At 41.0% G+C, this 25,119-nt stretch carries 23 protein-coding genes; 4 read left to right on the top strand and 19 right to left on the bottom strand.

Translation table 11 applies throughout. The annotated features are described in order from the left end of the window. Positions 1 to 216 precede the first annotated feature (216 nt). Entirely contained in the window at positions 217 to 828 is a 612-nt protein-coding gene (locus H6G28_RS20590; protein WP_190673655.1) for a cysteine dioxygenase family protein, read from the bottom strand. A 33-nt stretch (positions 829 to 861) separates the two neighbouring features. Here H6G28_RS20590 and H6G28_RS37400 point away from each other — a divergent pair, with 33 nt between their 5' ends. Beyond that, positions 862 to 987: a hypothetical protein gene (locus H6G28_RS37400; RefSeq protein ID WP_277883238.1), complete on the top strand. Its 126-nt coding sequence runs from the start codon at positions 862 to 864 to the stop codon at positions 985 to 987. Positions 988 to 1,103: 116 nt separating this feature from the next. Here the strand turns inward: H6G28_RS37400 and H6G28_RS20580 are convergent, their stop codons facing one another. The 5 genes from H6G28_RS20580 to fdxB form a co-directional block, all read right to left on the bottom strand. After that, positions 1,104 to 1,586 (bottom strand): hypothetical protein, encoded by a 483-nt coding sequence (locus H6G28_RS20580; RefSeq protein WP_190673650.1) that lies wholly within the window; start codon positions 1,584 to 1,586, stop codon positions 1,104 to 1,106. Between the two features lie 166 nt (positions 1,587 to 1,752). Continuing rightward, positions 1,753 to 2,349, bottom strand: coding sequence for a cytochrome c oxidase subunit 3 (locus H6G28_RS20575; protein WP_190587824.1), 597 nt, complete (start codon positions 2,347 to 2,349; stop codon positions 1,753 to 1,755). A 231-nt stretch (positions 2,350 to 2,580) separates the two neighbouring features. Further along, positions 2,581 to 4,260 carry a cytochrome c oxidase subunit I gene (gene ctaD / locus H6G28_RS20570; RefSeq protein ID WP_190673647.1) on the bottom strand — a complete coding sequence of 560 codons (1,680 nt, stop codon included), beginning with the start codon at positions 4,258 to 4,260 and terminating at the stop codon, positions 2,581 to 2,583. Positions 4,261 to 4,364: 104 nt separating this feature from the next. After that, the gene (locus H6G28_RS20565) at positions 4,365 to 5,339 is read right to left on the bottom strand and encodes a cytochrome c oxidase subunit II (RefSeq protein ID WP_190673645.1); all 975 of its coding nucleotides are present in this window, start codon (positions 5,337 to 5,339) and stop codon (positions 4,365 to 4,367) included. A gap of 646 nt (positions 5,340 to 5,985) precedes the next feature. After that, positions 5,986 to 6,279: a ferredoxin III, nif-specific gene (gene fdxB, locus H6G28_RS20560; RefSeq protein WP_190587822.1), complete on the bottom strand. Its 294-nt coding sequence runs from the start codon at positions 6,277 to 6,279 to the stop codon at positions 5,986 to 5,988. A 377-nt stretch (positions 6,280 to 6,656) separates the two neighbouring features. On the opposite strand from fdxB, the gene H6G28_RS20555 reads away from it, so the two are divergent. Continuing rightward, positions 6,657 to 6,896, top strand: a complete 240-nt coding sequence (locus H6G28_RS20555; protein WP_190587821.1) for a hypothetical protein — start codon at positions 6,657 to 6,659, stop codon at positions 6,894 to 6,896. Between the two features lie 551 nt (positions 6,897 to 7,447). After that, a complete protein-coding gene (locus H6G28_RS20550) occupies positions 7,448 to 9,037 on the top strand; it encodes a helix-turn-helix domain-containing protein (RefSeq protein WP_190673643.1) in 1,590 nt (529 codons plus the stop codon). 389 nt (positions 9,038 to 9,426) lie between these two features. Here H6G28_RS20550 and H6G28_RS20545 read toward each other — a convergent pair whose 3' ends face one another. Further along, positions 9,427 to 9,765, bottom strand: a complete 339-nt coding sequence (locus H6G28_RS20545; RefSeq protein WP_190673641.1) for a hypothetical protein — start codon at positions 9,763 to 9,765, stop codon at positions 9,427 to 9,429. Positions 9,766 to 9,950: 185 nt separating this feature from the next. On the opposite strand from H6G28_RS20545, the gene H6G28_RS20540 reads away from it, so the two are divergent. After that, a complete protein-coding gene (locus H6G28_RS20540) occupies positions 9,951 to 10,943 on the top strand; it encodes an NAD-dependent epimerase/dehydratase family protein (RefSeq protein ID WP_190673639.1) in 993 nt (330 codons plus the stop codon). A gap of 180 nt (positions 10,944 to 11,123) precedes the next feature. Here the strand turns inward: H6G28_RS20540 and hypB are convergent, their stop codons facing one another. The 12 genes from hypB to H6G28_RS36590 form a co-directional block, all read right to left on the bottom strand. Continuing rightward, positions 11,124 to 11,966, bottom strand: a complete 843-nt coding sequence (gene hypB, locus H6G28_RS20535) for a hydrogenase nickel incorporation protein HypB (protein ID WP_190673638.1) — start codon at positions 11,964 to 11,966, stop codon at positions 11,124 to 11,126. Next, positions 11,957 to 12,298 carry a hydrogenase maturation nickel metallochaperone HypA/HybF gene (locus H6G28_RS20530; protein WP_190587817.1) on the bottom strand — a complete coding sequence of 114 codons (342 nt, stop codon included), beginning with the start codon at positions 12,296 to 12,298 and terminating at the stop codon, positions 11,957 to 11,959. The genes hypB and H6G28_RS20530 overlap by 10 nt, the downstream gene beginning before the upstream one ends. Positions 12,299 to 12,347: 49 nt before the next feature. Continuing rightward, entirely contained in the window at positions 12,348 to 13,451 is a 1,104-nt protein-coding gene (hypE, locus tag H6G28_RS20525) for a hydrogenase expression/formation protein HypE (RefSeq protein WP_190673636.1), read from the bottom strand. 139 nt (positions 13,452 to 13,590) lie between these two features. Further along, positions 13,591 to 13,806 carry a tautomerase family protein gene (locus H6G28_RS20520; protein ID WP_015111665.1) on the bottom strand — a complete coding sequence of 72 codons (216 nt, stop codon included), beginning with the start codon at positions 13,804 to 13,806 and terminating at the stop codon, positions 13,591 to 13,593. A gap of 65 nt (positions 13,807 to 13,871) precedes the next feature. Then, on the bottom strand, positions 13,872 to 15,023 hold the full coding sequence (hypD, locus tag H6G28_RS20515) for a hydrogenase formation protein HypD (protein WP_190673634.1): 1,152 nt from the start codon (positions 15,021 to 15,023) through the stop codon (positions 13,872 to 13,874). Positions 15,024 to 15,067: 44 nt separating this feature from the next. After that, the gene (locus H6G28_RS20510) at positions 15,068 to 15,313 is read right to left on the bottom strand and encodes a HypC/HybG/HupF family hydrogenase formation chaperone (protein ID WP_190587814.1); all 246 of its coding nucleotides are present in this window, start codon (positions 15,311 to 15,313) and stop codon (positions 15,068 to 15,070) included. Between the two features lie 56 nt (positions 15,314 to 15,369). Further along, on the bottom strand, positions 15,370 to 17,856 hold the full coding sequence (gene hypF / locus H6G28_RS20505) for a carbamoyltransferase HypF (RefSeq protein ID WP_190673631.1): 2,487 nt from the start codon (positions 17,854 to 17,856) through the stop codon (positions 15,370 to 15,372). Positions 17,857 to 17,894: 38 nt separating this feature from the next. After that, positions 17,895 to 19,088, bottom strand: coding sequence for an NHL repeat-containing protein (locus H6G28_RS20500; protein WP_190673628.1), 1,194 nt, complete (start codon positions 19,086 to 19,088; stop codon positions 17,895 to 17,897). A gap of 78 nt (positions 19,089 to 19,166) precedes the next feature. After that, complete coding sequence (locus H6G28_RS20495; protein ID WP_190673625.1) at positions 19,167 to 20,492, bottom strand: PQQ-dependent sugar dehydrogenase; 1,326 nt, start codon at positions 20,490 to 20,492, stop codon at positions 19,167 to 19,169. A 406-nt stretch (positions 20,493 to 20,898) separates the two neighbouring features. Beyond that, positions 20,899 to 23,214 (bottom strand): NACHT domain-containing protein, encoded by a 2,316-nt coding sequence (locus H6G28_RS20490; RefSeq protein WP_190673622.1) that lies wholly within the window; start codon positions 23,212 to 23,214, stop codon positions 20,899 to 20,901. 252 nt (positions 23,215 to 23,466) lie between these two features. Continuing rightward, entirely contained in the window at positions 23,467 to 24,717 is a 1,251-nt protein-coding gene (locus H6G28_RS20485; protein ID WP_190587809.1) for a competence/damage-inducible protein A, read from the bottom strand. 169 nt (positions 24,718 to 24,886) lie between these two features. Further along, positions 24,887 to 25,119 (bottom strand): hypothetical protein (locus H6G28_RS36590; protein WP_206758264.1); only part of this gene is annotated, 233 nt, incomplete at its 5' end.

Genomic DNA, 25,119 nt, shown 5'->3' with positions numbered 1-25,119 from the left:
GCTCCTAATCCACTTTATGGTTTAGGACTTACGCAGAGAACCCTCTCAATTAGGGTGTAGGGGTGTAAGGGGGTAGGGGTATAAGGGAAAGATGTTTATGTTTGTGAGATTTTCTTGTGGTTAAAAATGCTGATTCACATAATCTTCCCCTACACCCTGCTTACTGAGCGCAGTCGAAGTACACCCTTTCTACCCTTACACCCCTACACCCCTCTACTAAAACTTTCGTGCTGTATGGGTAACTAAATCAAACTCAAATCTTTGTTTTGGATCAGTTTCCCCATAAATATTGAAAGTCACAGTTGGTTGATCACCGACTGCTTGCACGCTGTGAATTGCATCAGGAGTGAAACTCACAATATCTCCTGGAGATAAAGTTATTTCTCCTGTTTGTTCAATTTTAGCTGAAGTTGTTGAGTTATCTGTGCGTCGCCAAACAGTGTTTTTTTCTTGACCTTTTAACACCGCGACAACTCCCCAAGTGCCATGATTATGAATGTTTGAAGTTGTCCCTGGTGCAAAGGTTACTGTTTGGACAGTTAACGGAAAACCCAATTCATCGTATAAGAGAACAACAGAAGTTCCTGTTTTGGGACAAGGCTCTAAATGTTGACTTCTCACCCAGTAGGAATTGGCAATTAAGCGCCTCACCAACATCCTAATTTGTGGTAGACGGCTAGATTCATCCTCAACACCATTGAGAACATCTTCCACCTCAGTCAAAAAACGATAGAGGCGATAATTTTCTCGCAATAAATCCCATGCTCTGACAGATTTACAAATTTGATACTGACCGTCTCCAGTAAGTAGCCAATCCCTACCTTGCATAACTTTTAGAATCTAAATTGAGAAGTGGAAGGCATGACAATTACTGGTGCTGCATACCAAGGAGAATTTGTTTCAGGCAGACTTACAGGTGATAAAGGAACAGTATTAGGCAGTGGATTTTCGGGTAGGGTAAATGTGGAAAGAGGTCGAGCAAAATAGAAATTGTTCATCATGATTTGTAAATTTTGATCGTTGAGTGTTGGTTATTTGTCATTTGTTCTTTATCATTTGTTTTGATAGTTACTAATAACTAATGACAAGTGACAAGTGACTATTCAATCTTCTTCCTCGGCTGGACGTGTCAAAATATCCAGAAGGATACCAGCACCATAATCATGTTTGGGGTCAATTTCTTGCACCCTGATGCTGATTTCTTTGGCTTGTTCGATGTTTCCTAATTTAGCTAAAACCAAACCAGTAGCAGCATAAGCATTTAAGTACAATCTGATTTGGTTTTCTTCCCTCCGATTTATGAGTATGGGTTTTAGCTGTTCCCAATTTTCAGGAAAATTTTCTGCTTTTTTAATTTTATCTAATAATTTGGTTGTTGTTTGCAAGGCGAGAGAATAATTATTTTTGTAGTAAAAATATCTATAAGCTGAAACTAAAATGTCTGTATTTTCTCCGGCTTCGGTGATGGCTTGTTGCATATATTTCTCGGATTCAGAATTATTATGCCAAGTATCAGCAGCTAGAATTAGTAATTTTTTGACATTTTCTGGTACTTGAAACCAAGAAAATCTGTTGGTATCGACCATAAAAATTCTGAAGTGTGAAGTATGAAGTATGAAATTTGTAGGGTGTGTTATCGCGTCAGCGTAACGCACCAATCAATTCGGTGCGTTACGGCAGAAAGAATAGTTTTCTTTACATTGAATCACTTTGTGCCGTAACACACCCTACTCATTACTAGCCCCTAGCCTCTTAAAACTGTGTAAGAATGTACAACAAAGAAAAGAGAACAATCCAAATGATGTCTACGAAGTGCCAGTAAATTTCTGCCATTTCGATGCCGGTGTGTTTGGTGGCGGAGTAATGGCCGGGACGTTGCGATCGCTTCAATACTCCTAAAATCAATAACAGTCCCACAAATACGTGCAATCCGTGGAAGCCTGTCATGATATAAAAGCAGTTAGCAAAGATATTGGCTGTCATGCCATATCCCAAGGTTAGGTACTCATAAACTTGACCTAACAAAAACATTGCGCCCATAACGGCGGTCACTTTGTACCACCATTGCATTCCGGCGACGTTATTCTTTTTAATCGCCATATCACCAAAGTGAATGACGAAGCTGCTAGACACCAGAATGATGGTGTTAATTGTCGGTACGAGTAATTCTACTTCTGTACCTTCTGGCGGCCAGACTTCTGTAGTGCCGCGAAAAAACAAGTATGTGGCAAAGAATCCGCCAAACATTAAAGATTCCGAGATGAGGAAGGTTAATAATCCCGGAACTCGCAAATCTGGATGATGTTCGGCCTCATGTCCGTGATGTTCGCTGGGTGTGGCGACTGTCATATTTTTACCATCTGAATTTTTCAGGGGGGAGTTTTTAATTACCCCACCCTAACCCTCCCCTTGGAAAGGGGAGGGAACTAGATTTTCCGATCTCCCCTTATAAAAGGGAGGGAACTAGATTTTCCGATTTCCCCTTATAAAAGGGAGGGAACTAGATTTTCCGATCTCCCCCCTTGGAAAGGGGGGATTAAGGGGGGTAATTAGACTGGTGTGAACGCAAGAGGTAGTTATTTACGCACTCACTTCAGTTGTTGTGGTGGGTTGTGCTTCGGGGTTATGTCCGTAGTCGTAGGGGCCGTGAGTGGCTACGGGTAAAACTTCCCAGTTTTCAATCAATGGAGGTGAACTGGTTGTCCATTCTAGGGTTAAAGCCCGCCAAGGATTATCACCTGCAACTTCGCCTCTACTCCAACTCCACAGTATGTTGATGGTAAAGGGGATAACTGATAAGCCTAAGATGAATGCGCCGATGGTACAAATTTCATTCAAGCTAGTGAATTGGGGGTCATACATAGCCACTCGTCGGGGCATACCTTGTAAACCTAATTCGTGCATCGGTAAGAAGGTAAGGTTTGTCCCGATGAAGGTGAGGGCAAAATGAACCCGTCCCAAAAATTCGTTTAGCTTGTGTCCGGTCATTTTGGGGAACCAGTGATATATACCTGCGTAAATCCCAAATACGGAACCACCAAATAAGACGTAGTGGAAGTGTCCGACTACATAGTAAGTATCGTGGACGTGAACATCAAAGGGGGCTGTTCCCATTGTTACGCCGCTTAAACCACCCATGACGAACATCGACAATAAGCCGATCGCAAATAGCATGGCACTGGTAAAGCGGATTTTTCCACCCCAGAGGGTCGCAACCCAAGCAAATATTTTTACGCCAGTGGGAACAGCAACGATGAGGGTAGAAATTGTGAAGAACATCCGCATCCAACCGGGTGTACCACTGGTAAACATGTGGTGTACCCAGACGAACAACCCGACGACGCAGATGGCGACGCTGGAATAAGCGATCGCTTTATATCCGAAAATTGGTTTACGGGCGTGAACGGGAATCACCTCGGACATGATGCCGAAAATTGGCAGAATCATCAGATATACTGCCGGGTGAGAATAGAACCAGAAAAGGTGTTGATAGATAACAACGTTACCGCCTGCATCTGGTTTAAAGAAGGATGTGCCGAAGTTGATGTCAAATAATAGCAACACTAAACCCGCAGCTAACACAGGTGTAGAGAGAAGTGCTAATACGGAAGTGGCTAAGATTGCCCAGCAGAATAAGGGTAGTTGATCCCATTTCAGGCTGGGAACTTTCATCATTAAGATGGTGATGACAAAGTTTAGGGAACCCAAAATTGAGGAAGTACCGACTAAGACAATTGCCAAAATCCATAGAGATTGGGCAACTGGCGCGGTAACTAAACTCAGTGGTGGGTAAGCTGTCCAACCTGATTGAGAACCACCAAACAGGAAACTCAGCAACAGCAATAATCCGGCTGGTGGGTTTAACCAAAAAGCGATCGCATTCAGTTTGGGGAATGCCATATCTCTAGCACCAACCATCAACGGTACTAGATAGTTGCCAAATCCCCCAATCGCACTGGGAACAATCCACAGGAAAATCATGATTGTCCCGTGGTTGGTCATGAAGGCGTTATATAGGTTGGGATCGAGGATATCCGCATCTGGGGTGGCGAGTTCGGCGCGAATGGCGATCGCCATCAATCCACCGATCAGGTAAAACAAAAACGCTGTGACTAGATACTGAATCCCGATCACCTTATGGTCAATGTTGAAGGTGAAGTAGTCGTACCATTTCCACTTTTTGGGATGTGCGGTATGGGTAACGGCTACTTGTGGATTTTTGTCGGGCGGTGTATTCCGAGGTAATTCTGTTTGTGTCATAAGTTTGTCCTTTGTCATTGGTCTTTTTTTGTTTCGCGCAAAGGCGCAAAGGCGCAAATAAAAGTTCGCAAATAACGACTTTTAAAAGGTCTATTGGCCATTGACTATTGACCTTTGACTATTGACTCTAGAGTTGCTGCACTCACGCCCAGGTGTTGGATATGAGGCGCAAGGAACTCGGAGGGTGATAAGTCGGCGGGATTAACTGCGATCGCTTTTTGCAAGTCTGGTTTTTGGGCGAGTTGGGTTTCTTTCAACCAGCTATCGTATTCTTCTGGTGTGTGGACGATGACTTGCGATCGCATGGAACCGTGATAGCCACCACAAAGTTCCGCACACACGACGGGATAAGTACCTGTTTTAGTGGCGGTGAAGCGCAATTGAGTGGGGATACCGGGAAGCGCATCTTGTTTCACCCGGAATTGCGGAACCCAAAAGGCGTGAATCACATCCTGAGCTGACAAATTCAACTGCACATCAGCACCTACAGGAATATGTAACTCACCCGTGGTAACGCCACCATTGGGATACTCGAAAATCCAAGCAAATTGCATTCCGGTAACGTTCACTACCAAATCCGCAGGTTTGCTTTCTCCCCGACTCGCACCAAGGCCAATGCTTGGGGCTGAAGTTGGTTCTGGGATATCATTGAGGGTAGCAGCTAGGGCAGTTCCAGAACTATGGGCAACATGAGCCGGAGAATGGGCGTGACTTCCTGGTTCCAAACCACCCATCTGATTAAAGACATCTACGCTATAGATGCCTAAGCCAATCACAATCACTGATGGGATAGCTGTCCAGAAAATTTCTAAAGGAACATTGCCCTCTATTGGTAAACCATCGGTTTCGTCACCACGTCGGCGACGAAACTTTACTAAAAAAATCAGAATGGTGCTTTCTACAACCAGAAATAAAGCGATCGCAATGGTAAACATGATGTTGAAAAATCCATCTACCAAAGGCGCTTGTTGTGATGCTTGTTCTGGTAGTAGTGCGTGGTTGTGACCAACCCAAACACTAAACGCTGTAACTGCCATGCCAGCAACTAGCGTCCATAGTGAAACAGGAATTTGTTGCATAAAAGCTCCTGTAAGTATGAAGTTTGAAGTGTGTAGACGCGCAGCGAATTGCCGCAGGCTAGTATGAAATCTGAAGTAGGAAATTTATCTTTGTAAATTCATTTTTTGATACTTCAGTAACACACCTAACTTCACGATTGAAATCAGTACAAAAGCTTATAATCAAATTCTGTCGATATTTGATTTTTGACTTTTGAGTTCTACTTATTAATGTTGTATCTGACATAATGTAAAACTTGGGGGAATTTTCCAAATCTCTTCAGATCCTTCCCCCAAAAACTTAACAATATTTCTAATGAATTCGACAAGAGTGCCTTCTAGTTATACCAACAGTAATAGTTGTTGTCAGAGGGTACTATTAGTTCTCATATTGAACACTCAAAATAGCAGCAAGTATGATTTAGTTAATAAGTAACAATTTACAATTTACGCATTTGTTTACTACGAACTTTTTCACCAGTCCTAGTAATTAAATAGCACTTGAGACATGGTTTAGTAAATTTACAGATGCTCCACTTAACAAACCCAGGATTATAACCCTGTCATCTGTCACATGTTACCTGTCACCTGCTATATAAATTCCCCTCAATTTACCTTGCTGAGTACCCCCTTACCAAAACAACAACTTTGCAGCTTCCGCCAATATTTAGTTGTTCAATTCAGCGTGGGTGTAGCAGTTCTTAGGACAAATCCGAGAGCAAGCTTCACAACCAATGCAGTTCTCTGGATGAGCAACTACCATGACTTTGCGCTCGATTTCATCATCTTCTTCATCTTCGACAAATTCACCTTCTTCATTGAGTGCTTTTAAATCCAGCACACTATACCCACACACTTTAATACATCTGCCACAGCCGATACATTTATCTTTGTCAATCTCCTGGGCAAATTTAGGTGTCCAGGGTTTACCTCCAAATGTCAATCCTGTTAGTGTTGCCATGAATAAACCTTTGGCGATTTCGCCTATCTAATCGTTTGTACTTAATTTCATACTAACTTAATCTAATTGTTTTGTTTTGTTGTGAAACGATTAATTTTTCTTTCATTAAAGTTTGATGACTTTTAATCTATTTTCAGGTTTATTTTGATTATTTAAATGAGACTTTATAGCAATAATTCATATCTTTTTTAATCATAATTCTAATCAAGTAGGGTGTGTTAGGCGTAAGCCGTAACGCACCAAAAGCTTTGAAGTAGAAGTGTTACGCTGTCGCTAACACATCCTACGTGTATTTCAGAAATAAAATATGAGTCTTTTATTTAGTTAAATCAATTACCTTAAAGTTAATTACTGCCTGAATTAATAATGCAATTCTTTTGCAGCTTTTAGCCGACATAAAAAAGACAGTAAATCACTATACAAAACTTATGTTCTTTCATTACATAAATATATTTGCAATTTGTATTAGCAACGTATTGTTATTTAGCAATAAAAATGCCCAAATCGATGGAGTAGCAGGTGGTTTGAGCATTTTAATTAAAAATGTGATTTTTGTAGCAGCAGTTAGCTTGATATTAAATATTAAAATTATTAATAAATGGGATTCTGCTAAATGATTGTGTGTATAAAAATTCAGCAAAAATCCTTGGGTTAAGGTTTTGCAGCCAAGCATTAAAGGTTAGTAATTAAAAAAATGTGAAAGCTTAAGAAAATTTCCTAAGCTCATGATGAACAAAATCATCTAAATATTTATGAAATTTATAGTTAATGAACAATAAAGATTCGGCTGGGCTGAAAAGCCTAATTGAGCCTCTACTTGGATACTAAGTCTGAATATGGATGTGGGCAATTATCGCAGCAAGAAAATTTACTTCTTGCTAGGTAATTAATGTGGTTGCGAGTGATAAAAATAGGACTTACGCAGTGAGACGAAAAATCAAGGATTGTGGGAAGGGTGTAAGGGTGTAGGGGAGCTACTGGCATGGGTGGGTTTCCCGACTTGAGCCAAGTGGCGTGTGTACTTATTCAAAACCCCTTAACCCTATACCCTTTCACCCCCACACCCAGTCTCCACTGACAATGTTGGTGCGTAAGTCCTGAAATAAACAGGACACATCCAGGGGAGACTTGAGCCAAACATCTCAACGATTAGGTGGGAAGAAGTTTTATGCCGTATACAATTCCTAACAACAGTTGCGTTGGATGTGATAACTGCCGTCCCCAATGTCCTACGGGTGCGATTCAGTTAGAAGACGATGAATATTGGATTGATCCTTGTCTGTGTAACAATTGTGAGGGCTATTATCCAGAACCGCAATGTGTAATAGCTTGTCCGACAAATTCGCCTATACCGTGGCAAGCGAAAAAGGGGAGATGTAAAGTTGAACCGCGAGATGCTACCAGCCCGGATTTATTTTCTAATGGGAAGAATAACCCTTTTGCTTCAGCGATCGCAATTTGGGAGGCGTGTAATGTATTGGCTCAACGCACATCCTTAAATTGGGAACAAGACGCAGAAGGATATTTATCTTACAGCCGACAAGTCAGCCAAGGCAAAGGCACAATTGCTTTTCACATTCAACATCCCTTCCAAGTTAGCGATCGTATCACTAATTTAGAAGCGATCGAAACAATGGATATTCGGGCGGCTTGTATCCATTTAATATTTGCCGCCTACGCCACAACCTTAGAACAACCTTGGGAGCAAGAATTTTCGCTAGATGAACGGCAAATAGAAAAATATTTAGGGCTAGAAAAGCGCAAAGACCTAAGTAAAACTGCCAAACTCACCTTAATGAAAAATCTTGTCCAACAAGCTTGCTCGCTGTTAATATCTATTGACTGGCCGCAACAAGGGCGCGTCAAAGGATTTTCAGTTACTCAATCTCGCTTGTGGCACTTAGTCCATATCCAACACCACTTCCAAGAAGATGACATAGGCTGTAAATACCTAGTTGGGCTAACCTTCAAAATTCGCGCCGGAATTTGGGCGCAGCATTTCCTCAACAAACAAGCCTGTAAAGAGCGTAGCGCCTTTTACCAATACGGTAGTTTGCCCAAAACCTTGCTCACCACCGTTATGAGTATTTGGCAACAACACGAAGGCGCAGTCCGACTCATGTTGTGGTTATTATTCAAAACCAAGATGGGTAGAGAACAACGCATCACTGTTCCTACCTTGTTACGCATTGCTTATGGTGAGGAAAAAGTTACTCTAGCTTCCCGACAGCGAGAAGAACGCAAACGATTATTGCGGACATTTGAAAGTGATTTAGAAGTGCTGAATCATTTGGGAGTTAAACCCATGTTTGACCCAGTAACTTACCCAATAGAAATTCAACCATTGTGGGCGAAGTTAATGGGCATACCTGAAGATCCAGACGAAGCCTTAGAATTTTGGATTAATGACGGTGGTGGCGAAACCCGCCTAACAGATTCCGGCCCCCGTGGTAAATGGAACCTGTTGATGAACGCGCGGATTTTGTCATTTGAACTCCCGCCAGAATGGGAACAGCAAATTTCTGACTCGGAAAAGAAGCAACGACGCACTATCAAAAACCGGAGACGAGTCAGACTTACAGGCGATTTAGTTGGCGAACAGATTTTAGAAGCCCGCAAAAATTTAAATCTTTCCCAACGGGAATTAGCCAAACTCACCGGCAAAAGCCAAAGCTGGATTCGAGATGTGGAAAATGGTCGCCTCAAAGCGAAAATCGAAGACCAAGCACTGTTACGCAAGGTGTTGAATCTCGCTTAACGCAGATATATATAGATAAACACAGGTGACAATGTGCATCTGTGTTTTTATGTTTGGTGTTGCTGACGAGATGATTTTTGTCTCACGCAGAGGCGCAGAGACGCGGAGACTAAGAGTTTGAGAGCAACCCAACAAATTTAGTAGCGTAACTGAAAAATTGTGTTGTGCGATCGCTTAAAATTTAGACGTTCGTGATTTTCATCGTAGCAACAAAATGTCTCAGGCAAATTTTCAACGTGCCAATACTCTCAAAGGCGATTATTCACCAGTTTGACAAGATTTAAACTTTGTCTGCGATTCTTATGAGTATGGTAATGGTGATGCGGGGTGATAATCCAGAAAATAATGTAGCATGAGTGATGCCCTTCGACTTCGCTCAGGGCGCGAGATTAGCTCAGGGCGTGGGGTTGGTTGAGCGAAGTCGAAACCAACCACTTCGGTGCGATCGCGTTTTCTATTTCAGCGAACTCATCCATAAATTTTGCATACGCATTTGTTATTTTTGCGATCGCATTTTCTATATCAGCGAACACATTTATAGATTTTACATACGCATTTGTTATTTTTGCGATCGCGTTTTCTATTTCAGCGAACACATTTATAGATTTTGCATACGCATTTGTTATTTTTGCGATCGCATTTTCTATTTCAGCAAACACATCCATAAATTTTGCATACGCATTTGTTATTTTTGCGATCGCGTTTTCTATTTCAGCGAACCAATCCATAAATTTTACATACGCATTTGTTATTTTTGCGATCGCATTTTCTATTTCAGCGAACACATTTATAGATTTTGCATACGCATTAAAAGCTTAGGCTTCGGTAATTTATACCAGTAAATCGTCAACACAGCAAAATACTGCGATGATAAAAACTTCAGCTTTGAAGTCAGGATGTAGGTACTCAAAATATGACAGACAACCCAGAAATTTCATCCGAAACCAGTTCTTATGTAAAGAATGTCTTGATTTTAGGTGCAACCGGCTACATTGGCGGGGCATTGTGCCGTAAATTTTCCCAAACAGAAGATTTCGCGGTATTCGCACTTGTGAGGCCAAGTAGTGATGTTAACGTTATCAAACCTTTCTGTAAAGAAATAATTCGCTCTCAAGAAGACAGCTTTTCTAGCAATGATGTTGCCCAAGCAATTCGCCAGCATGATATTACAACAGTGATTAATGTTGCTTGGCACATGCCTCCAGAGGCAACGAAAGAAGCTCAATTTGCTCAAGACCGCCTATCATTAGAAGCCGCTTTACACGGTGCTAAGGCAGTTTCACCAGATATTCATGTAATTGCCACCAGTGGAAATTTCTCTTTGATTACTGCTGATGGCGGAAGAATTACCGAAACACCTCCGCCAAAAGATTATATAAGACCCGAATATTTAGTGTGTATTGAATTGCTAGTGGGCGTAAATGTTATGAAAGATGCGCTAGTAGAAAAATATATCAGCGATGGAGGTAATGCTTCCATTTTGTATCCGGCATCAGTTTATGGTTCAGCGCCAACTCGTGGCAGTTTCTGGGATTTTGCAATTCAGCAGTTCATTACAGGTAAACCACACCAAGGCTATCAACCATTTCCACCAGATTTTATGACGGCGTGGGTTCATGTGGATGATTTAGCAGACTGCTACATTGCTGCTGCGCGAAAAGGTATGAAAGGAGGACATTATCTAGCAGCGCCGGAAAATTTAAGCATTAGCCAAATGTCCAATTTATTTGCCCAAGCTGCTGGGGTAGAATTTGTTGCGCCAGTCTTTGAAAACAAAGACAAAGTTATATTTGATGATTCTTATACAAGAGAAGTGCTTCAACTCCAATGGAAGTATCAAGTAGCTGCTGAAGTGAAAAATTGGGTAGAGAGAATCAAAGAGTTAGGAACTTATTTTTTAGAGTAAATATAGGGTAATTAATTTAGCGATCGCAATTATAGATTTTATGTCGGTATTTATGATTTTTGCGATCGCATATCTCATTTCACTCAGATAACTCTTACTCTCTGCGCCTCTGGTTACTGAGCGACTTGCCCTGAGCGCAGTCGAAGGGAGTCGAAGTATGCGTCTCTGCGTGAATAAACCTTAAACTGGTATAGAGAAACTCCCCACCTTTTCCGTCAACCACTTGTACCAATTATCTAAACCCTCACCAGTCATCGCCGACACCTGAAAAACCTGTATATGTGGGTTCACTTGTTTAGCATATTCAATGCAACGTTTCACATCAAACTGCACGTAAGGCAATAAATCAACTTTGGTGAGAATCATCATCTCACTGGCGCGGAATATATGGGGATATTTTATCGGCTTATCTTCTCCCTCGGTAACAGACAAAATCACAACCTTCGCCTGTTCTCCCAAATCAAATAAAGCCGGACAAACCAAATTCCCCACATTCTCAATCATCACCACAGAATTTAGTGGCGGGTTGAGTTGTTGTACACCTCTTTCTATCATCGACGCATCTAAATGACAGCCTGTACCTGTGTTGATTTGCACAACTTTACAGCCTGTTTCTTTAATTTTTTGAGCATCATTAGTTGTTTCTTGGTCGCCTTCAATTACACTAATCGGTAATTGCTGTTTTAAATCATTAATAGTGCGAGTTAATAATGTTGTTTTGCCTGCACCGGGAGAACTCATCAAATTTAAGGCGAGAATATTTCGACCCTTAAACCATCCCCGGTTTTGGGCTGCCAATAAGTTATTTTTTGCTAAGATATCTTGTTCTAAAGATATAGTTGTGCCATGAATTTTAGCATGAATTTGTGATGGTTCATCGTGATTATGAGAATGGGTAATCACAGTCCCATCGGGTAAAGTGTGAGTGTGGGTATGATGGTCGTGATGGTGATTAACTTCACCTGTTTGGAGATTTGTAATTTTGCCTTCAGCATCATCAGAACAACCGCAAGTTACACACATATTTCCTCTATTTCTATTTCTTTAATTTTGAGTTCTTCACCAGTTATTAAATCAAGTTGCACGCTACCACATTGGCAAACACCAAAAGGCTTATCAAGAGCAATTTCTGTCCCGCATTGACGACATTTAGCTAATCCTGGTATTTCGATAATTTCTAATAGGGAATTTTCTAAAAGTGTGCCTTTTGAGCAAATATCAAAACAAAATTTAATCGCATCAGGCATAATGGCTGAAAGTTTGCCAATTTCTAAGACTACTTTCTGTACTTTCATACCTTTGGCGTGTTCGGTGACGATGGCTACTATATTTTGGGTTATTCCTAGTTCGTGCATAGTTTTTGTTTCACGCAGAGGCGCAGAGGCGCGGAGAGGAGTTTAATATCTAACAAATTCTTGGTAGTTGGTCGCCTACTAGCATATCTACAATTCGTTCAGCACCAAAGGTTGTTTTGAGGAAGACAACGCCGGGAGGTGAGGCGATAACTTCACCGACTATACAAGCATCTTTGCCTGCTGGATGCGTTTTCATGGCTGCTAAAACTTTGTCGGCGTAATCATGTTTTACTACTACGACTAATTTACCTTCGTTGGCTAAGTATAAGGGGTCTAAACCTAAAATTTCGCAAACTCCTTTGACTTCTTCTCTAATAGGAATTGATTTTTCATCCAGGCGAATGCCAACATTAGAGGTGAGGGCAAATTCATTTAATACTGTGGCTAAACCGCCGCGTGTTACATCCCGCATGGCATGAATTTCGGGGCAAACGTTGAGGATGGTTGCAACTAGACTATGTAAGGGTTGGCAATCACTATTAATATCAGTTTCTAAGGCTAATTCACCACGGGCAATTAAAATTGCTGTGCCATGATTTCCTAATTCGCCGTTAATAATAATGGCATCTCCTGGTTGAATATTGTGTGCTGAAATATTCACGCCTGTGGGAATGACACCAATACCAGCAGTGTTAATAAATAATTTATCAGCCGCGCCACGATGCACAACTTTTGTGTCACCTGTGACAATTTGTACGCCTGCATTTTTGGCGGCGGCTTGCATACTGGCTACTACACGCCGTAGAGTTTCTAGGGGTAAACCTTCTTCTAAAATGACGCTACAGGTCAGATATAAAGGTTTTGCACCACTAACTGCTAAATCATTAACTGTGCCGTTAATTGCTAATTCTCCAATATCGCTACCAGGGAAAAATAATGGGTCTACAACATAAGAATCTGTAGTAAATGCGAGTCTATCTCCTTGTTGTAAAAGATTGGCTAAATTAAGGCTGGCTTGGTCTTCTAATTGGGAAAGAATGGGATTATCAAAACTCTGTATAAAGACATCATCAATTAAATCACGCATGGCTTTACCGCCACTACCATGTGATAAATTTATGTGACTATCTCGAATTTTTGCTTGGCGACGGCGGACTTGTTCAATTTTTTGAAACAGGGGATTTTGTAATTGATTTGATGATGATAAATCCATATAGAATTGATTAAAATAATTTATGATAGAAATTTATAGTAGGTGATAGGTGACAGGTTACAGGTAATAGAGATAAAAAGTTGTTTATTAAATAACTATTAATATCTACTAATTCCTGCCTCCTGCCTTCTAAATGGTGTTATCTGCCGGTTTCGTCATGTCTACCGCGATGTCTATCGCAGTGTAAGATACCGTTAACAGCCCAATTTTCACGTTCAAATTCATCAATGTGAATGGTTATCCATTCTGGTTTAGTATCTAAGGATGTGACTAGGGCGTTAGTAATAGCTTCGACTAGATGCCGTTTTTTTTCGATGGAATGACCACGGGCAATTTTGACTGTAACAAAAGGCATAAATTCCTACTCCAATCCTAAAATTTTTGTGTTGTAGAGTGCGGATTGCTCACTCTTATATTAGGTTATGAAGTTAGACTTGCTGTTTGTTTTTCAGTTACTTTTTTTTGCGTGAAATTAGAGAAGCGTCCGTATTTGTAATAAGCTGCACAAGCACCTTCCGAGGAAACCATGCAAGTACCTATCGGTGTTTCTGGGGTGCAGGCTGTACCAAATACTTTACATTCCCACGGTTTTAAAACTCCTTTGAGAATTTCGCCACATTTACAAGCTTTATGGTCAGCAACTTTTTGATTAGGGATGGTAAATTTTACTTCAGCATCAAATTGGCTATATTCAGGACGAATTTTTAAGCCGGAATTTGGTAGTTCTCCTAAACCACGCCATTCAAAAGTTTCGCGTACAGCAAAAACTTGATTCATCGCTTTTAGTGCTATTTGATTTCCAGCTTTTTCGACAAGTCGGTTATATTGGTTTTCGACTTCGTAACGATTTTCTACTAGCTGTTTTAATAACATCCAAACTGATTGGAGAATGTCTAGGGGTTCAAAACCAGAAACAACTATTGGTTTATGATATTGTTGGGCGATAAATTGATAGGGGTCAGTACCAATTACCATGCTGACATGCCCAGGGCCAACAAATCCATCTAGTTGTAAATCTGGGTTATCTAATAGTGCTTTGAGGGCGGGAATAACTAATACATGATTGCAGAACATACTAAAGTTATGTATGTTTTCTGCATCAGCTTGGAGGATGGTAAAAGCTGTGCTGGGGACTGTGGTTTCAAAGCCGAGGGCGAAGAAGACTACTTCTTTGTTGGGGTTATCTTTGGCGAGTTGTAAGCTATCTAAGGGCGAGTACACCATACGAATATCTGCGCCTTTGGCTTTGGCTTGCAGTAGGCTGTCTTTGGAACCGGGAACGCGCATGGTGTCGCCAAATGTTGCCAAGATGACGTTAGGATGTTGGGAGATAGCGATCGCATCATCTAACCTCCCCCTTGGCATGACACAGACTGGACAACCAGGCCCATGTATTAATTCAATATTGTCGGGCAGAATTTCTTCAATACCGTATTTAAAAATAGAGTGAGTATGTCCGCCACAGATTTCCATAATTTTGATATGTTTTTCTATTTGGCGGCTGATTTTTACTATCTCTTTTTGTAGGGCGTGGGCTTTTTCGGGTTCCCGAAATTCGTCAACGTATTTCATAAAATCTAGGGCTAATTTACTGTATAAACTCTGCGTTAAAAGCTCTAACTCATAGCAGCGATTTCTGCTAATAATTTTAATGTCTCCGCAGCTTCTTCTTCATTAATTCGATTCATCGCAAAACCAACGTGAACTAACACCCAATCCCCTAAACAAGCTTCGGGCGTATGTTGTTCATCGACGATGCAAGCGATGTTAACTTGACGTTTGACACCAGCAACATTCACAATGGCTAATTTTTTCTGAGTGTCGGTAATTTCGACAATTTGTCCAGGAATTCCTAAGCACATTTGTATTTTCCTTTTATAGCGAACCGCAGAGGCGCGGAGGGCGCAGAGAAGAAGCGTTAATAATTTGTAATTAATTTTGCGGCTGTAATTATGGCTTGTCCTAACGATAAACCGCCATCGTTAGTAGGAACTAAGCTATGAGTTAGTACGTTAATATTAGAGGCTTGTAACTGTTGAGCGACTAACTGTAATAAGATAGTATTTTGAAATACTCCTCCTGTGAGAACTACTTGCTGAATTTGATATTCTTGACACAGAAGCTTAACCATTTTTACTGTAATATGAGCTAAACTTTGGTGAAATTTAGCAGCTATAACTGATTGGGTAATTTGTTGCTGCAAATCACTGAGTAAAGCAGACCACATTGGTGCTGAGTCTATACAATAGATATTATCGGAAAAGTTAAAATTAAAGGGATAAATTAGCTTTTCTTTATGATTGTTTAAGATGTTAACATCAACTAAAGATTCTAAGGCGATCGCAGCTTGTCCTTCATAGCTACATGCTTCAGTACAAATACCAATAGCGGCGGCTACCGCATCAAATAATCGCCCGACTGATGAGGCTGGAGGTGAGTTAATGTTTTTTTCTATAACTTGATTGAGTAATTGTAATGGCTTTTTTTTCAGAAATTTTAATATTTCTAAATCAGGATATTCTTGTTGGCATTGCTCCCAAAGATTTGCTGAGATTAAATGGGCATAAGTATTACGCCAGGGTTGGTAAATTGCTTGTTCACCACCTATCATCGCCACTGGTTTAAATGTTGCTAGTCGCTGAAATTGACGGTAGTCAGCCAGCAGAAATTCTCCGCCCCAAAGTGTGCCATCTTCGCCATAACCCAAACCATCAAAAGCAATACCTACAACTGGTGATGTATTTAAAGCAATGTTATTTTCCGCCAGACAAGCAGCAATGTGGGCGTGATGATGTTGAATTTGATGCAGAGGAATTTGATTAGCCGTGGCGAGTTCTTTACCAAATTTACTAGAAAGATATTCAGGGTGTTTATCGATGGCGATCGCTTCTGGTTTATGCTCAAATAAATTCAAGTATAAATTCAGCGTTTCCTGATAAGCATTAAACGCCGCCACATTTTCTAAATCACCTAAATGTTGCGATAAAATTGCCTCACCATCACGCAACAAACAAAAAGTATTCTTTAACTCACTCCCCATTGCTAAAATTGGCGGTACTTGCTCAAATCCTGGTGGTAAATTAATCGGTGCTGGTGCGTATCCTCTAGCACGACGAACTATTTGTAATTTATCACCAACAACCCGCACGACTGAATCATCAATACGATTCACAATATCCCGATTATGTAAGAGAAAATAATCAGCAATCTTCCCCAACTTTTCTAACGCCGCATCATTATCAATACACTGTGGTTCATCAGAAATATTGCCACTCGTTAACACAATGGGTCGATTCATCCGCCGCAAAATTAAATGATGCAAAGGCGTATAAGGTAACATGAATCCTAGAGTATTTTGTCCTGGTGCAACGGATTCTGCTATGGAGTGCTGAGTGCTTTTATGAGAGTGCTGAGTGCTGAGTGCTGAGTGCTGAGTGTTTTTATTATTTATAAGACTTATACCAAAACCCTCTTTAACTCCTCTTCCCTCTTCTTCTCCGCGCTCTTTGCGCCCTTGGCGGTTCGTTTCTTCTTTCCTCCGCAACAAAACAACAGGTGCAGCCGAACTAACTAATAACGCCTTCTCTTTCTCACCAACAATACAATATTCCTCAATTACCGCCAAATCTCGCGCCATCAAAGCAAAAGGCTTATCATAACGTTGCTTACGCTGACGTAATTTCTGCACAGCAACTTCATTTGTTGCATCACAAGCCAAATGAAACCCACCTAACCCCTTAATTGCAACAATTTCACCCTTTTGCAACAACGTACAAACAGCATCCACATCATCCATCATCGAAAACATCGAAGCAGTCACAGGTTTACCATCAGCACGTTCTAGCCAAGCAGAAGGGCCGCAACTATGGCAAGCTGTAGGTTGGGCGTGAAATCTGCGGTTTTCGACATCGTGGTATTCTGCTGCACATTCAGCGCACATCACAAACGCAGACATACTGGTATTACATCTGTCATAAGGAATAGCGCGAATAATACTCAGACGGGGGCCGCAATGAGTACAGTTAGTAAAAGGGTAACGGTAAAACCGACTAAAGGGGTCAAAAATTTCCTTTTGACATTGGGGACAAGTCGCCGCATCTGGTGTGATGTCGGTTTTGATTTTGTTGCTGACACTTGGCGAAATCACAAAATCATCATAGTTATACTCTTGTGTACATCGAGTTCTGATTAACTCTTGAATTTTTGCCAGTGGTGGACATTCTTGCTGTAACCTCACCACAAACTCAGCTATTGCTTCCTCACTTCCAGAGACACGAATTAATACACCTTCTCCATCATTACAAACATCGCCCCGCAACCCGCAAGCTTTAGCCAGACAGTAGACAGTCGGACGAAACCCCACCCCCTGAACAGTACCTCTAACTCTAATTTCTTCACTCACCATATTCTTCTCTTTGCGTCCTTGGCGGCTTGGCGGTTCGTTTAATTCTCCCCATCAAACCCCCACAATAAAACCCGATTATTTCCAGAATCAGCAATTACCGCCGTATTCCCGCAAATTTTCACCCCATAAGGCCAATTCAGACTATCGCGCTTCGGGAGTCCATAATTGCGGTTTTCGCTTTTACTTGCAAAGCTACTTTGTCCAATGATTGCCGGAGCGATCGCACCTTGCAATGATAATATAGATTCCGGCTGCTGCCATCCTAGCAACCGCGAATTTGCCGTATCCGCCACTAGCAACCATTCCCCAGTCGTCGACACCCCATAAGGCATACTTAAACTACTTCCACTCGGCCAATATACCCCTTGATTCATCTCTACAAAATCAAAGCTATTTTGTCCTAACACTACCGCACAAGGCGCATTATTTTCTGTGGGGATACCTTGCCAAATCATCACCCGATGATTACCCGCATCAGCAACAACCAAATTATCATGCCAAATAGCAATATCATGACACCAACGCATACTCGCCGCCGTTGCAGAAGCGCCACCATTTTCATTACGAGAAATCATATCTGGTTGTCCCAGAACGATATCCGCAGGCTGACCATTTTCTGTGGGTAATTCTTGCCAAATTAACAACCTGCGATTACCAGTATCAGCCACAAATAGCTTACCTTGATGATAGAAAACACCATAAGGCCAGTGCATTGTATTAGCAGTTGCTTGCTGAGTGCCGCGATTAGGTTCATTATCAATAAAATTAGTCTGTCCTAATACCAAATCGGCTGGCACATTGCTATCTTCTGGGACATTTTGCCAAATCAAAACGCGATGATTCCAAGCATCAGCCACGGCTAAACCTTGCCCACAAACACAAATTCCGGTGGGGACGCTAACCGTGTTTCTTCCTGGCTTACCTTTAGCATTCTGCCCTTCATGATAAAAGTCTGGTTGTCCAATTACCCAGTCTGCCGGTTGATTATCTTCACTAGGTAAATTCCGCCATCCTAATAATCGATGATGTCCTGTATCTGACACCCACAATGACTTATTTTCTGATATTAAACAAGCCCCACGAGGGCCAAACATTGTGATTGGGCTAGGTGCTATTGGTATAGCTAATTGTTGCGGTTCAAGACTAGTACCTAAAATTACCTTTGCACCGTTTGGTGATAAAGGTAAATTAGATAAACTTGCTACAGCATTACTATTGTTAGGAATAGACATGAACCGCCACGAAACACTAATTGTTATTTAAAATTATCGGCGGATATCAGCTTGTATCGGCGGCTGCTATTTTTTAGTCTATTTTTGATTACCTACATATTGAATGCGATAAATCCGGTTATTAGCTTCTTCTGTGACTAACAAACTCCCATCTGGCAAAACTAATAAACCAACAGGCCTTCCCCAAGTAGTTGGGGTACTGGGATTTAACAAAAATCCCGTGAGAAAATCTTCGTAATTGCCTTGTGGTCGTCCTTGAGTATTAAAAGGTACAAATACAACTTTATAACCAGTCCCGCGATCGCGGTTCCAAGAACCCCTAAACGCCACAAAAGCGCCATTTTTATATTTTTCAGGAAAACTCTTACCATCGTAAAACTGCACACCTAACGCCGCCGAATGAGCTTGAAATAACACATCAGGTGTACGAGTCCGGGCTGCTAAATCTGGGCGTTTACTTTTACCATTCGCCGTTTGACGGGGGTCAAGTTTATCTGGTGTTAAGTAAGTATAAGGCCAGCCATAAAATTCTCCCTGCTGAATGCGGGTGAAATAATCAGGAACCAATTCATCTCCAATACCATCCCGTTCATTTACCGTTGTGTAGAGTTCCTTCGTCACCGGATGAAAATCCAAACCTACAGGATTTCGCAAACCAAAGGCGAAAGTTTGCTTTTGGGAACCATCCAAATTCATCACCTGTACAGAAGCCCTCGGTAACTCTTCCTCATCCACATTAGAACGAGAACCAACCGAAACATACAACTTCTTCCCATCTGGTGCAGCGATAACATTTCTTGTCCAATGTTGGTTATAACCACCGCCAGGAAGATCAGCAATTTTTGTCCCAGTCCCCGATAGTTGTTTTTGTCCTTTGCTGTAGGGAAACCGTAAAACCTCATCAGTGTTCCCCAAAAAGAAATAATTCCCCGCAAACGCCATCCCAAAAGGAATATTTAAGCCATTGTCTGCACTCGCAAATGTTTGACTCACATCAGCTACACCATCGCCATTACTATCTCTCAGCAAGCGAATGCGGTTTTCTCTCGTTTCTGTTACCAACACATCACCACTAGGAGTTAAAGCCAACCATCGGGGTGCGTCCAAACCTTCTGCAAAGACATTCACCTGAAATCCTGGCGGTACGCGCAATACCGGATTTTGGGGAATAGATACTACCTCTGGGCGCTTCGAGGCGCTTTTGGTAGCGAAAGGTGGCGGTAACTTCTGCAAATTGATGCGAATTGGTTGTGGCGCAAGCGGTTCAGTGCGGATAATATTTTTTGATTGTGTATTTGCTGCTAATAAAGGCGCAGGCGTAGATTCAGAAACAGCACGAGTTTGGTTACAACCTGCTGTCATCAATAACAAAGCCAACCACCAACAACAACGAAGAAATTTCATAACCGTGAGAAGTTAGACGCAACTTTTGTAATTTAGAACTAAGACGGAATTTTTGTCGCCTATCTCAAGTTTGATTTATATACCAATACATTTCAGATAATACCATTTTTGATTTTAGATTTTGGATTGAGAAAGGATTGACTGGTAAGCTTTTGGGTAATCCATTTGTCGCAATCATTCTTCAATTTAGTATAAGAAAAATAAATTTTAACCAAACCAACAAATAATGATTCAACAAAAAACGAAAAAATGATTTTGGAGGGGGTTTGGGGGACGCAACCGTCCCCCAATCGGGGGCTTGGGGGAGAATCCCCCAAATCTTGTTCATTATCTGATAGATAGAGCAGAAATTGAGAAATCAACTCTCATAAACTTAACTGAAGCATATTGTCTTATAGCCGCGATTTCAATCGTCAGACTTCCCCGGCAAAAACAAACTTGTCTCTAAATAATTCCGTAATTGTGGAGAAACATCAGTGGCAGTTTTCAAACAATCTAAAAGTAATTGGTTAGCATCCCAATACTGTTGTATCTCCTCCAAATCTTGAGAATTAAATTGCCAATTATGCCCAACTTTGCGGTTAGTAATCATCCAATTACGTAAGCTTTCTGTCCAGTTTTTGCCATTGTCTTGCCACCAAATTTTCAAAACTTCTCCACCTTGACTGGGGGAAGGTAGCTGATTTTTAAGGTTTTGCAATGCTGTCAGCAATTCTGGTTGATTTGCCAACAAATGCTTGAGATCAAGGGATAAACTCAAAGCCGAAAATCTTGGTAAAAAAATATCTGGATTTATGCCTAAACTTACAGTCAATCCATGCGTTAAAGCCAAATCTAATGCTAAATCTGTGGCGAGATTACCTGCAAGCTGATTATCCAAAAGTATAGCGAGTTCTTGATTACAGGCTAAAGCTGATTCTGGAGGCAAGGCCAGAGTAAAGTAAAAAGCCCGCACACTTGCTACATGATAAGATGTTTTGACGGCGGCTGATTTTTGCATCAGCCAAATTAAAAAATGATGTATTTTAGAATTTTTTCGAGATAAATTATCAATCTTTTCCTTCATAGATTTTAATAATTCATCGGCAGGGTTTAACATTCCCGCACTTAGTAAAAAAACTTCCCGCCAATATTTTTTATTCAGGTGCTTCATCAATGCTGCTAGGGTTTGGGAATTGAGGTTAGTCACTATTTCTTTAGCAGTGAAATATTGTTGCAAGCTAAAATGCGAAAAGGCATAAATTCCTAGTGCCTTTTGCATCAATAATCCATGCTGGGCTTCAATTGCCTGTAATACAGATGCACTTTCTATTTCTAAAGCTGCGGCATCGTGAGTTGGATTAAAATTTTGCAGTAAATAATCTGTAATTAGTTGACACAGATGGGATTGTGGCTGAAAATAACTGCTTTGGGGAAAGGTAATTGCTGCTAAATGACTGAGTAGTTTAATTTTGTGCAACAATGAAAAATTAGGATAAATTTCATCTCTTTTAACGCCTTTAGCTTCATCCCAGCGCGTGAGTAGTAAATCCAAAATTTGTTTATAAATTTCAGCGCGGTTGTTGGGAAAATCTTCGTTAAACTGAAAGACCAAACAAATAAAGTTAAGTAAAAGCGGGGTGCTTGCTAAATCTAGAATTGGTAAATTTTCTTTTAATTCCAGCTTTTGCATAAAGCGACTGGCTAATTCTTTGGCTAAGGCTGGTGTTTGTTTGGCAATAGCAAGAAACCACTTTTCGGCAAAATTAGCTATTTGCGGTTGAGTAAAATTGCCAATTTCGACTTCGGTAAAGCCATAAAATTTATAATTTTGTATGCCCAGTCTACAAGTAATAATTATTTTATTTTTACAAAATTTTTCGGTAAGTTGCCGAATTTTGTTGATGATTTTATTGACATCTTTCTCAAGAACTTCGTCTAAGCCATCTAATAAAATTAAAGCCCGTCCATGTGTGAAAACTGTATTTAATTCTTGTTCACTAATGCCCAAATTGAGAAAAGATTCACACAGATAGTTAAATAAACTAATTTGACTAGATCCGCGAATATCTTCCGCAAAGTCTTTTAACCGCAAAAAAATGGGTAAATAATCAGGGTAAAGCAATCCCAGATTACAACTATTGGCGATCGCTTGCAAAAATGTGGTTTTGCCAATACCGGGTTTACCTAGCACCATCAGCTTGTCATATTTTTTGACGGCTGCTATTCCCGAAGTTCTAGTTTGCGGCCAGTCAACTACACCCAAGCAGTTATTTTCTTTGATCCATACCTGGGGAAATTTCTTAATTTCTAGCCATCTGCGACTGTTAATTTCTTCTAAAATTTCGACATCAACATAAATATCATGGAATTGTATTGTTTGGGCAACATCCAAGATTTGCACAGTACCACACTGCATTTGAATATTTTTGTGATACACAGACCGCAGTTTGTGTACAACTGTCTCAATATCTAATGATAGATTTGCAGGGCTGTCTAGCAAACCTGATTCGTCTGTGGTAAAAGATTGGGCAATTTCTGCGATATCTAGTTCCAGAGCAAAACAAATATCGTTAAATACATGACGGTCTATCCGTTGGCCAGTAAAAAACTTCCAAATGGCTTGGCGAGTCTCTAAGCCTACCTCAGCTGCTAAATATTCTTGTGTCCAGCCTTTGCGTTTAAAGGCTTGTTTTGCTTTTCTGATCCCTTCAGCCGATGCTTGGAGCGATCGCTTTGCCATAATCTACCACCACAATCTGTATCAGATTACTTATTCGTATACAACTTATACAAGTTATACGCTAAGTTAAACAAAAACCCCAACATCATTTCATACATCGGCTAGACATAATAGTAATCGAGTCAGCCAAATCTACATACCCAACTAGCTGAAGGCATTGTCCAGACAGCAAATTGCTTTTGAGCAATGCCCAAGCTTTTATTTAGTGCTGAAGAGCCACTGTATTGTAGAATTTCCCTACTCTCTAAATTTCTACCGCTTTAATAATTGCCGACGCAGTAAATCTAGTGCTGTACATGCACTTAAATGGCGAATAAAATTGCGATCGCGCATTGTTCCAAAACGCTGCTCAAAACTTTTCACTTCGTTATTTGGCCCAGCTAAACCGATATAAACTAAACCCACAGGCTTAATATCCGTTCCGCCACCAGGGCCAGCAATACCAGTAATACTCAATCCCCAGCTAGTTTCTAAGCGGCTTTTCACTCCCGTAGCCATTTGTGCCGCTACCACAGGACTCACAGCCCCAAATTTCTCTAAATCTTCTGGGTTCACCCCCAATAACCGCACCTTTGCTGAGTTGTCGTAAGAAATTACCCCACCCCAAAAATAATCAGAACTACCAGCAATTTCTGTGAACATCTGCCCCAGTCCACCACCAGTACAAGATTCGGCTACTGATACAGTTTCGCCTGCTGAACGCAACAACTCACCCACCACAGAAGCTAAAGTATCATCATCAGCACCATAACAATCTAAGCCGGCAATTTCTTGCAGTTGTTTTTCAATAGGTACAATCAATTCCTCGGCGGCGGTGGCTGATGCTGCTTTGGCAGAAATTCGCAATCTCACCTCTCCCTTTCCGGCGTAAGGTGCAACTGTCGGGTTGGGTAAGTTGAAATAAGAAGACACTTTTTCCGCTAAAGCTGATTCACCAATACCCCAAAATCTTAAACTCCGGCTATAAATAATTTCCTTACCCCAGCCTTGATTTTTCAAAAACGGTACTGCTGTTTCTTCCCACATTCTGTACATTTCACTAGGAACACCAGGAAAGGTAAAAATTGTAACTTCAGGACGAGGTTGCCAAATAATCCCCGGTGCGGTTCCTGTTGGGTTGGGTAAAACTTCAGCACCTTGGGGAATTAAAGCTTGCTTACGGTTAGTAGGAGTCATCACCCGACCCCGTTGAGCAAATTTCTGAGTAATATCTTCGATAATTTCTGGATCTTCTACTAAAGGTGCGCCAAAAAAATCTGCAATAGTTTCACAAGTTAAATCATCTGGTGTCGGGCCAAGACCACCAGTAAAAATTAAAATATTCGCTCTAGCAATAGCAATTTCAATAACTTGCTTTAATCTTTCGGGATTATCCCCGACCACTGTTTGATAATAATGAGGAATGCCGAGTTTCGCTAATTGTTGGGCGAGGAATTGAGAATTACTGTTGAGGATATCGCCTAATAGCAGTTCAGTACCAACACAAATAATTTCTGCACTCATAATAATTAAAGCAAAAGGTAAAAGAAACAGACTTAATCTAAATAGAATTCAGAAGTCAGGAGTCAGAAGGGCAGATAAACTTTGAAATACCCAGCTAAGTCTTTCGCGCCTTAATGGTGGGTTTTTTCCGCCACTGATTTATTCTGGATTCTGACTTCTGAATTCTTTTTTAACAGATTTCGCGTAATTCCCCTTCCTCCGCGAAGCAGGGAGGGGATGTAAGCGCGTCAAAAACAAAACGCCCATCATACCAATTTTTACAGCAGGTGAAACAGGTATGGTGGGCAGATGAGTCTTCATCTTGAAAACTGAATTTTGCTAATGGTACTATACCATGAGTCTCAATTACTGTAAGGGGGTGGTAATTAGTGGCATTGCGTAGAGCGACTTTTAGGTTATATC

The sequence above is a fragment of the Nostoc sp. FACHB-190 genome (genome assembly GCF_014696905.1).
Classification (GTDB): Bacteria; Cyanobacteriota; Cyanobacteriia; order Cyanobacteriales; family Nostocaceae; genus Nostoc_B.
Note: the sequence above shows the minus strand (reverse complement) of the source record. Positions and strands in the feature narration are given on the sequence as shown.

Bases quoted from the DNA above. Each gene is read 5' to 3' on its own strand.
- H6G28_RS20590 (WP_190673655.1), bottom strand. From the start codon at position 828: ATGCAAGGTAGGGATTGGCTACTTACTGGAGACGGTCAGTATCAAATT.
- H6G28_RS37400 (WP_277883238.1), top strand. From the start codon at position 862: ATGACAATTACTGGTGCTGCATACCAAGGAGAATTTGTTTCAGGCAGA.
- H6G28_RS20580 (WP_190673650.1), bottom strand. From the start codon at position 1,586: ATGGTCGATACCAACAGATTTTCTTGGTTTCAAGTACCAGAAAATGTC.
- H6G28_RS20575 (WP_190587824.1), bottom strand. From the start codon at position 2,349: ATGACAGTCGCCACACCCAGCGAACATCACGGACATGAGGCCGAACAT.
- ctaD (WP_190673647.1), bottom strand. From the start codon at position 4,260: ATGACACAAACAGAATTACCTCGGAATACACCGCCCGACAAAAATCCA.
- H6G28_RS20565 (WP_190673645.1), bottom strand. From the start codon at position 5,339: ATGCAACAAATTCCTGTTTCACTATGGACGCTAGTTGCTGGCATGGCA.
- fdxB (WP_190587822.1), bottom strand. From the start codon at position 6,279: ATGGCAACACTAACAGGATTGACATTTGGAGGTAAACCCTGGACACCT.
- H6G28_RS20550 (WP_190673643.1), top strand. From the start codon at position 7,448: ATGCCGTATACAATTCCTAACAACAGTTGCGTTGGATGTGATAACTGC.
- H6G28_RS20545 (WP_190673641.1), bottom strand. From the start codon at position 9,765: ATGGATTGGTTCGCTGAAATAGAAAACGCGATCGCAAAAATAACAAAT.
- H6G28_RS20540 (WP_190673639.1), top strand. From the start codon at position 9,951: ATGACAGACAACCCAGAAATTTCATCCGAAACCAGTTCTTATGTAAAG.
- hypB (WP_190673638.1), bottom strand. From the start codon at position 11,966: ATGTGTGTAACTTGCGGTTGTTCTGATGATGCTGAAGGCAAAATTACA.
- H6G28_RS20530 (WP_190587817.1), bottom strand. From the start codon at position 12,298: ATGCACGAACTAGGAATAACCCAAAATATAGTAGCCATCGTCACCGAA.
- hypE (WP_190673636.1), bottom strand. From the start codon at position 13,451: ATGGATTTATCATCATCAAATCAATTACAAAATCCCCTGTTTCAAAAA.
- H6G28_RS20520 (WP_015111665.1), bottom strand. From the start codon at position 13,806: ATGCCTTTTGTTACAGTCAAAATTGCCCGTGGTCATTCCATCGAAAAA.
- hypD (WP_190673634.1), bottom strand. From the start codon at position 15,023: ATGAAATACGTTGACGAATTTCGGGAACCCGAAAAAGCCCACGCCCTA.
- H6G28_RS20510 (WP_190587814.1), bottom strand. From the start codon at position 15,313: ATGTGCTTAGGAATTCCTGGACAAATTGTCGAAATTACCGACACTCAG.
- hypF (WP_190673631.1), bottom strand. From the start codon at position 17,856: ATGGTGAGTGAAGAAATTAGAGTTAGAGGTACTGTTCAGGGGGTGGGG.
- H6G28_RS20500 (WP_190673628.1), bottom strand. From the start codon at position 19,088: ATGTCTATTCCTAACAATAGTAATGCTGTAGCAAGTTTATCTAATTTA.
- H6G28_RS20495 (WP_190673625.1), bottom strand. From the start codon at position 20,492: ATGAAATTTCTTCGTTGTTGTTGGTGGTTGGCTTTGTTATTGATGACA.
- H6G28_RS20490 (WP_190673622.1), bottom strand. From the start codon at position 23,214: ATGGCAAAGCGATCGCTCCAAGCATCGGCTGAAGGGATCAGAAAAGCA.
- H6G28_RS20485 (WP_190587809.1), bottom strand. From the start codon at position 24,717: ATGAGTGCAGAAATTATTTGTGTTGGTACTGAACTGCTATTAGGCGAT.